Raw genomic sequence first — 9,863 nt, 5'->3', positions numbered from 1 at the left:
TGCGCCTCCCCTTTTAAGGGGATAAAAAGCGGTCGAGAGATGGCGAGGAAACCTTCGCCATATCTAATCGACCAAGAGAAAAAATAATTCCGTACTTCAAGCCTCTTGCTGAAGCAAGAGGTACTGATAACTGATAACTGATAACTGATAACTGAAATGACCAGATGTCTAATAGTAATGCTATCAGGACTTACGCAGAGACTCTACATAGGGTTTGCGCTCAAAAGTATGAGTGGTAAGGGTAGGAGCCAGAATCCAGAATCCAGAAATCAGGAGGAAGTCAGGAGGAATGGGAATTATAGAAGAGGTAGTCAGAAGAATCGTCCCAAGATTGTTCTTCCCCTATCTGGCCCAAAATATGCTCCTTTTTGAGCTCTAATAGCTCAAAACCAGGTACTTTTTCAATACCTAAAAAGGCACTTACCTTTATCTGCAAAGACTTTTAGATTTATTCAGCAAGCCCTACATATAACGATCGAGAATACTATTTACTCCTACAAATGGTGGTTTAATAGTCAATTTGCGTAAGTTCTGGCTATATTTGATTACCATATCCCCTACTCCCCCACTCCCTCACTCCCTCACTCCCCTACTGAGCAGGTCTCATTTCTCCTCTACTAAGACGACCCATATAATTTTGTAAATCCTTTGCTACTTGAGCAGATAAAAAATAGCCTCCCAAGATATTAGGAAAAGCCATCGAAATCAGAGTCGCATCACTAAAATCAATTACTGAAGAAGGGTTTGATACCGAACCAACAAAAGCAGCAACCAAAAACAAGATTTTGTAAATAATCAACCCTCTACCACCAGATAAATAATCCCAACAACGTTCGCCGTAGTAACTCCAAGAAATCATTGTGGAAAAGGCAAAACAGAAAACAGCGATCGCCAATAAAATTGGAAACCATCCCAAAACAGTACCAAAAGCAGCCGAAGTTAACTCTGCACCTTTCTTAGCTTCACGCAAAGCAGCAAATTCATCTGCACTATATACCTTAGTAATCACAATTACCAAAGCAGTCATATTACAGACCACAATAGTATCAATAAATGGCTCCAACAATGCTACTAAACCCTCACGAATAGGTTCATCAGTTTTGGCCGCAGAGTGAGCGATCGCTGCCGAACCCACTCCAGCTTCATTAGAAAAAGCGGAGCGCTGAAACCCTTGAATAATTACGCCAATAATACCACCCTCTACTGCCTTGGGGACAAAAGCACCAGAGATAATAGTCACGATTGCCCCAGGAATTTCTGTAATATTAACCAAAAGAATAAATAAGGAAGCCAAAACATATAGTAAACACATCAAAGGCACAAGAGTACCTGCCACCATACCAATGCGTTGAATTCCACCAATAATTACTAATCCAACTAGGACTACTAGTACCAAACCATAAACCCAACTAGGCAAACCTGGTAATACATTAGCAACTGCACCATAAGACTGATTGGCCTGGAACATATTAGCGCCACCGAAAGCAGCAGAAATACACAATACAGAAAATAGCACAGCTAAAATCTTGCCAAAAGTCCTCTGTCCCATTTCTGCTAAACCTGCGGACAAATAACGCATTGGGCCACCAGAAATAGTACCGTCTGGTTGAACAATGCGATATTTTTGAGCTAAGGTACATTCTACAAATTTACTGGTCATGCCAAAAAAACCAGCAATTGTCATCCAGAATGCGGCACCAGGGCCACCGATACTCACAGCTACAGCTACACCTGCAATATTACCCAATCCTACTGTTCCGGACAATGCTGTTGCTAAAGCCTGAAAGTGAGAAACTTCTCCTTGGTCATTGGGGTCGTCATATTTTCCACGCACGATATCAATAGCGTGTTTAAAGGCTCGAATATTAATAAATTGCATTCGGATGGTGAAAAAAACTGCACCTATAAGTAGCCATAAAACTATGAAGGGAAAGCCACCGATTTTGAAGAAAAGAATACTAAATATTACACCTACGAAACTTGAAAAGGTTTTATCGATGGTTTCAATAAAAGTCTGACCTGCTTCAGGTTCTTGGGCTAAGGCAACAGTTGGTATTAATAGAAATAGGAGTATATATAGCCAAGTTTGTCTTTTCATATTTAAACTTTACCTACTAATCATTTTTGTTTAATTAGACATTTATAGCATTAATTTATCAATATTTCAGGCATATAGCATATAGATATCTGATTTTAGTCGTATATAAAACATCTTAAATTTGGGAAATAGGGATAGGGAACAATTAATAATTAATAATTAGGGTTTGCTGAATAAAGTCTTTTTGCTGGGGGAGGAGACAGGAGACAGGAGATAGGAGACATGGGAATGAGCGAAGAGGTAGGAGTTAAGAATTGTCTCTCAATTTTTCTGCCATAATCATCCTAAGATACTAACTTTATGCAGCTCTTGCTACCTAAAAGCTGGTACTTTTTTCAACTCTAAAACGCTAAAATCAATATCAGTCAATACTTTTAGAATTAATCAGCAAGCCCTAATTAATAATTACCTCTTTTTGAAAAGAAGAGGATTGACGTGGTAGGGAAAATTTTTTCTTTTCTTTTGGTCGATGGTCGGCCCGCGAGGATACCGAGCCATCCCGCCCTTCGGGAATATCCGAATATCGAACGCTTTTATCCTTGAAAGGAGAGGCTTTAAAACTTAATTATTCGGTAAGAGATTTTTTTGAGTAACAAGACTACGAAAAATGGTTTATTTTATGAATTTTACAATTTTATTGCTGTCTTATAAAATGGCTAAATAAAATGCTTATTTATTTCTCACTAAATGTCTATTTAATACTATCTATAAGTAGGTCAGTCTTAATTAAAGGTAAAAGATAGAAGTAGTAAAAATTAACGCTAACATTTATTATTCCAGCTAGATTACAAATTAATATTATAGAGTTATTTCAATTATCAGTTATAATACCAAGAAATATTGAATTTTATTCATGCTCTAAATGTTCTATTCTATGACGAATGAAATCAACTAATTACTAATTGTAAAATTACACTTAATTTGTTTATTAAGTATTTATATCAGGTTTAGTATAACCACAATAATTATAATCAATTCGATACAAATATTAGTCAAATCGAGTACAAAAAGAACAAATTTATTGATTTTATATTTAATTTTTAGGGGTGCATCTCAATATTTGCAAAAATATTTTTTTCTTATTCCCTATTCCCTATTCCCTGTTCCCTGTTCCCTAAAAGCGATAAGTTTTTGGCTTTATTCAAAATTGATATGCACCCATTTTTAGTCTTAAATACTGTCTTTAAAACTACTGTGGTAAAATCTAATTTTATGGTTAAGATTTACTAGAAAATTATGTGGCAACACGCAATTATCACGGGTGGTTCTAGTGGTATAGGTAAGGAAATAGCTAAACTACTTGCTACAGAAGGAAGCAATATATCAATTATTGCTCGTAACCCAGAAAAACTGGAGGCAGCAAAAGCAGAAATAAATGCTACTATCCTTAACCCAAAACAAAAAATTATTACTATTCCCACAGATGTTGCAAACCCGGAAGCAACAGAAACTGCCATCCATCAAGCAGTGAAAGAAATAGGTACGCCAGATTTGTTGATTACTGCTGCTGGTATTTCTCACCCTGGTTATTTTCGAGAGTTGCCAATAGAAATTTTTGAGCAGACCATGGCAATTAATTATTTTGGTTCCCTCTATTGCGTGCGGGCGGTTTTACCAATGATGGAACAACAAAAAAAAGGGCATATTGTGATGATTTCTTCTGGTGCTGGTTTAATTGGAATTTATGGTTATACTCCTTATTGCCCTAGTAAATTTGCCATTAGAGGTTTAGCAGAATCTTTGCGTGGAGAGTTGAAATTGTCTGGAATTTCTGTTTCTGTAGTTTATCCGCCAGATACAGATACGCCACAGTTGGAAGTAGAGAATAAAACTAAGCCTTTGGAAACTAAACGTATTACTGCAACTTCTGGAGTCTGGAGTGCAGAAGATATGGCTGTTGAAATTGTGCGGGGGATGAAGAAGAAAACTTTCGCGATCGCTCCTGGTTTGGAAATGACTTTGCTCGATAAACTTCATAGTTTCTTGGCACCAATAATTCAGTGGTATATGGATTTAATTGTGGTTCAAACTTTAGGTAGGGAGTAGGGAGTAGGGGGAAAGAATGGACAATTTATGTCCAACAGTGGGTCAAAAAAAAATATATTAGTTAAGCTTATATTTTTTCTAAAAAATATTTGGAATTTAAACTAATTTTTGCCAAAAAAGTTCAAATGAGCTATTTAGGGGGAAAAACAGGCTGTTATAGCATAGCAAAACGTAGTTATTGCGCTTTTTTGGTAAATAACCAAAAGCATTGATATGTAAGGAATACATCAATATTGATTTGAAGGAGATTTTGGTGTATTTTTGAAGTAAGTAATTCGCTCTGCGTTGGTGCTTATTAAAATGAAAAATAAAGATAATTAAGAATAAGTGAGTGGGAGTGCGATCGCGCTAGCGTAACGTAGTTTGATCGTGTGAGCGTTTAACGGAGCTATGCGTCAGCAAAACATAGTTTGATAATGTTAGCGTTTAGCGGAGCTATGGGTACAGCAAAACCCAGTTTTATAATGCTTTCAAACGTGAGGTACACCCGTCGCGGGCAAGATGCCCGCACTACAATATTTTCATCTGCCTGAAATATGCTGTAACTTCTGCCTTCTAAAGTCTGCCTTCATTTTAATTAGCCATAATAAATCAGCTATCTTTAGTCATCTAAAGATGACTTCTGCTGTGAGCAAAGAAATTTATTTCTTGGCTTGGCGGATTGACGGATGACAAAGCCACACAACTTTATACCCGATGGCTCGCCAATCTCCCCAAGCCAACCTTCCCAAGCCAAGCCAAGGATTTCAATCCTTGACTGATAGCTTAAGTCATCTTTAGATGACTAGATTATCTATACCGTCTTTTGGTAGTGGTGCATTGTAATGGTGGTTTATTGTAATTATGTTGGTCAAGGAAACGGTAGTGGGAGCATCTTGCTCCCATGAAGCAGCGCTATTTATCCTCATCTATCATTACTATGCAGGACTACCCGTCTTTTTATATTGTGGTTAATTAATGCGACCTGATATAATTTCTGATAACTGATAACTGACTTCCCTAACCACGAACTAAACCACTGAAACCTGCTACCCAGAGGGATGTTAATATCCAACCAAAGATTATGTGAACCCATAAGTACCATCTTAATAAGCGACCTGCTTTTACTTTGAATAATATTAATGGAATTTCTTGACCTTTTTGAGAATTTGGCAGCCAATATGTTTGTTGATGTAGGTCAACTATGGGGATGAATGTGTCTAATGAATATAACCAGAAGTTAAATTCTGGATAGTCTATATCAATGGTTTTATTGTTAGTTTCTTCGGTATATGGGCTAATTTCTGAAGCTGGTGAAAATAGGCATTTATTATTGGATATTGAGTTGGAACAATTGTAATGACCTAAAGCGAATAAATTCCAACCAATGGATATAAAAATAGAACTCCAAACTAAGGCTTTTGTGGGTTTATAGCCGTATGCAATTGTTATATCTAGAAAGTAATTCCAAAATTTACTTAATCTGTTGAGTTTTGGTCTAATGTCTCTTTCTTTATGGATTAATATTTCTGTGGCGGCATCTGGATCGCCTTCTTTTTTTAATACTTCGGCTAGTTGTTCGTATGTTTGAGGAAAAAATTCTGGTTGTAGTCTCAGCCATTTGAGGCGGGTTTTGGCATCTTTAAGAACTTTTATATTATCGTCTGTACCGAGTTTCTGATAAATGAAACCATCAAGGTTTAAATTGTTTTTTTGAGGCCAACTTTGTTCGTCGTCTCTGAGGCGACCTATTCTGGCAAATTGTAGGTCTATTTTCATGTAGTGAGATTCTATTCTTTGGTATTCTGTTTGAAGTAGTGATGCAATTCGATTCTTTTTTATATTTTTAATGAAAGGATGTAGGAGGCGTAGATAGAGTGGGAAAGTTACTTTTTCTTGTTTAATTTTGACCATACTTAATGTGTCGTCAACTCTGGCACTAACTAAGTAAATATTCCCTTGAAAAGTTCCTTTATCTAATAAAATATCACCGTCAACATTGATTCCTTCGGCAGATAAAACAGTTCCTTTTTCGTTGGAAAAGTTGCCTTTGGTGCAGTCAAGATTTCCTTTAATATTTGCTGCGGTTAAATCTACTTTGCCTTCAGCTTTGAAGCCATTGGTTAGACTGATATTAGTTTTGACTTCTATATTCTGAGCATCGAGCGCGTATTTTTCTGGATTAGAGAAATGACCTTTGCGACAAAAGAGTTGACCACCAATAGTAGCTCCAGATATACTGACTTCTCCCTCAGCCTTAAAATCATTACTCAGATAGACATCACCTTTGATTTCTATATTCTGAGCATTAAGTGCATCTTTTCCTTTATTAGAGAAATGACCTTTAATGCAAGAGAGTACACCACCAATAGTAGCTCCAGATAGACTAACTTCTCCCTCAGCCTTGAAACCTTCTCTCAGAAAGACATTAGATTTGACTTCTATACTTTGAGCAAAGAGCGCATATTTTCCTTGATTAGAGAAATGACCTCCACGACAAGAGAGTTGACCACCAATAGTAGCTCCAGATAGACTAACTTCTCCCTCAGCCTTGAAATCATTTCTCAGAAAGACATTAGATTTGACTTCTATATCTTGAGCAAAAAGCGCATATTTTCCTTTATTAGAGAAATGGCATTTAAAACAATTGAGTATACCACCAATAGTAGCTCCAGATATACTGACTCTACCTTCAGCCTTAAAATCATTACTTAGATAGATATCACCTTTGACTTCTATATTCTCAGCCAAGAGCGCATCTCCTTCTTTGTTAGAGAAATGACCTCTACTACAAGAAAGTTGACCGCCAATAGTAGCTCCAGATAGACTTACCCTACCCTCAGCCTTGAAATCATTACTTAGATAGATATCACCTTTGACTTCTATATTCTCAGCCAAGAGCGCATCTCCTTCTTTGTTAGAGAAATGACCTCCACGGCAAGAGAGTATACCACCAATAGTAGCTCCAGATATACTGACTCTACCCTCAGCTTTGAAACTTTCTCTGAGAAAGACAGATTCTTTGACTTCTATATTCTGAGCATTGAGCGCATCTCCTTCTTTGTTAGAGAAATGACCTCTAATACAAGAAAGTTGACCGCCAATAGTAGCTCCAGATAGACTTACCCTACCCTCAGCCTTAAAACCATTACTCAGAAAGACATTAGATTTGACTTCTATATCTTGAGCAAAGAGTGCATCTTTTCCTTGATTAGAGAAATGGCATTTAAAACAATTGAGTATACCACCAATAGTAGCTCCAGATAGACTTACCCTACCCTCAGCCTTAAAATCATTACTCAGATAGACATCACCTTTGACTTCTATACTCTCAGCATTGAGCGCAGTTCCTTCTTTGTTAGAGAAATGACCTCTACGACAAGAGAGTACACCACCAATAGTAGCTCCAGATAGACTGACCCCTCCCTCAGCCTTGAAATCATTGCTAAGAAAGACAGAAGCTTTGACTTCTATATTATCAGCCCAGATTGCATTTCCATCTTGGTTAGAGAAATGACCTTGACTACAATCAAGTTGACCACCAATAGTTGCTCCAGATAGACTGATTCTACCCTCAGCCTTGAAATCATTGCTAAGAAAGACAGAAGATTTGACTTCTATATTATCAGCCCAGATTGCATTTCCATCTTGATTAGAGAAATGACCTCCACTACAATCAAGTTGACCACCAATAGTTGCTCCAGATAGACTGATTCTACCCTCAGCTTTGAAACCTTCTCTGAGAAAAACACCTCTTTTGACTTCTATATTCTGAGCATTGAGCGCATATCCTTCTTGATTGGAGAAATGACCTCCAATACAAACGAGTAAACCACCAATAGTAGCTTCAGATAAGCTTACCTCACCCTCACTCTGAAAGCCATTTTGTAGATATAAACTGCCCCTAACTTCAATCAGCCCAGCATTAATTCCAACAACATGACTACCATCAAACTTGACTGCTTCTACCTTCGCTCCCTTCAGAATAATTTTTTCTACAAAAACACATTCTGTGAAATACAATAAACTTTCAAATTTAACAAACTCAAGATTTAATTTCCCCGAAATCTTAGCTCCACAAACCTGTAAACCATGATTAGTAAAATATTTAAAAGCTTCCACATCTGTACATAACCATTCAATAAACTTAGCCGATAATATCCGCTTTTCTCCCCATGATTCTGCTGTAGCTGGATGATTAAATTCCTTTTCTTTAGCTAAAGCTCCTAATAACAGTTTTAACTCTTCTGGATGTTCTGACTTTTCTAACTCCTTTAATTTTTCTAAACCTAAACCTTCCAAATCTTCTAAATTTTCTACATCTTCTAACCCTTTTAATTGTTCTTTTAAAAGTTCTAAATCTAACCCTTTCTTAAGCAAAGTAAGTTCTGGGGATTTAACTTGATAATCAGCAACTTCTCCTTTAACAATAGCCTTTAATAACTTTTGCTCAACAGAAGTAAGTGTTATTCTGTACCTCTGCTTTGCTAATGCAAGAAAACTCTTAAGTTTGTCAGTCATAGTTTTTCAGATTTTAGGAATGCAGTTGATATTATATAGCAGTTATACCATTTCCCAAAAATAAGGTACTATTATTCTGACTACTTCTTCTATAATTCCCATTCCTCCTGACTTCTGGATTCTGGATTCTGAATTCTGGATTCTGAATTCTGGATTCTGGCTCCTACCCCTACCACTCATAATTTTTCAGCAAACCCTAATATATCTGTTGACTTTTTTCCCGCACTAAAACGGCAGCATCAACCGCCGATAAACCAGAAACATCTACTTTATGAATACTAACTCCTCTTTTTTCCAAATCGTAAGTATAAGTTTTGTCATAATAGTAAAGTATTAAATCTGAAGCTGCTGCCAAATTTCCTTCCCTCAGAAAATTAATTGCTTGTTGTGCCCGCGCACCCCCTAACCGCCTCCTAATACGCTCTGTTGCAGAAATCAAATCATTAACATCCGCTTCTCCATAAATTTCCACCAAAAATTCCACTCTTTCCTGACGACTGCGACTTATTTCAATAACTTTCGCCCTTTCCATTTGGTCAAAAATTTCCTGGGGAATACGACACATTCCAATACGCTTACTCTCCGCTTCAACCCATAAAAATTGACTTCTATCAAACTTTGCCCATTCCATGGCGATCGCATTCCAAAATTGTTCATTAGTAGGTTGAGGCAACTGCCCCAAAGCACCAAAACTACTACCCCGATGGTTAGCAAGAGCTTCTAAGTCTAATACTTGTTCTCCCATAGAAGCCAGAGCAGACAATATCTCAGTTTTACCACTGCCAGTCATCCCCCCCAGAATAATAATTTTTTGGGGAACCGAAAATAGAGAAAGCGCCCAACGTCGAAACCCTTTATAACCGCCAATAAGTAGAGCAACATTAAATCCTGCGGTTTCTAGTAACCAACCAACAGAAGCGCTACGCATTCCACCTCGCCAACAGTGAATTCTAACTTGACGCTCTGGAGCTAATACCTTAGCACGGGCAACAAAATCAGCTAATTTCGGACCGACGATCGCTAACCCTAATTCGACTGCTTCATCTTTACCTTTTTGTTTGTAGCAAGTCCCAACCAAAGCACGTTCATCATTATTAAACAGAGGAAAATTAACAGCTCCAGGAATATGACCTTGAGCATATTCGCCGGGACTACGAACATCGAGAATGACTCCTGGTGTTTGGAAAAATGCGTCAGGTTTCAGGGATTTTGCCATTAG

At 37.4% G+C, this 9,863-nt stretch carries 4 protein-coding genes; 1 reads left to right on the top strand and 3 read right to left on the bottom strand.

The genetic code is table 11. The features are described from left to right. Positions 1-589: 589 nt before the first annotated feature. Positions 590-2,098 (bottom strand): alanine/glycine:cation symporter family protein, encoded by a 1,509-nt coding sequence (locus AC3DU7_RS15560; protein WP_488040239.1) that lies wholly within the window; start codon positions 2,096-2,098, stop codon positions 590-592. A 1,236-nt stretch (positions 2,099-3,334) separates the two neighbouring features. Here AC3DU7_RS15560 and AC3DU7_RS15555 point away from each other — a divergent pair. Beyond that, complete coding sequence (locus AC3DU7_RS15555) at positions 3,335-4,144, top strand: SDR family oxidoreductase (protein ID WP_488040238.1); 810 nt, start codon at positions 3,335-3,337, stop codon at positions 4,142-4,144. Positions 4,145-5,143: 999 nt separating this feature from the next. Here AC3DU7_RS15555 and AC3DU7_RS15550 read toward each other — a convergent pair. Further along, positions 5,144-8,644, bottom strand: a complete 3,501-nt coding sequence (locus tag AC3DU7_RS15550; protein WP_488040237.1) for a hypothetical protein — start codon at positions 8,642-8,644, stop codon at positions 5,144-5,146. 196 nt (positions 8,645-8,840) lie between these two features. Further along, the coding region (gene mnmH / locus AC3DU7_RS15545; protein WP_488040236.1) for a tRNA 2-selenouridine(34) synthase MnmH at positions 8,841-9,863 on the bottom strand (1,023 nt) is incomplete at its 5' end.

The sequence above is a fragment of the Okeania sp. genome, from assembly GCF_983059655.1.
The sequence above is the reverse complement of the archived record's forward strand: the minus strand, read 5'-3'. Positions and strand labels throughout refer to the sequence as shown.

Coding starts and splice junctions, on each gene's coding strand:
- AC3DU7_RS15560 (WP_488040239.1), bottom strand. CDS start 2,098: ATGAAAAGACAAACTTGGCTATATATACTCCTATTTCTATTAATACCA.
- AC3DU7_RS15550 (WP_488040237.1), bottom strand. CDS start 8,644: ATGACTGACAAACTTAAGAGTTTTCTTGCATTAGCAAAGCAGAGGTAC.
- AC3DU7_RS15555 (WP_488040238.1), top strand. CDS start 3,335: ATGTGGCAACACGCAATTATCACGGGTGGTTCTAGTGGTATAGGTAAG.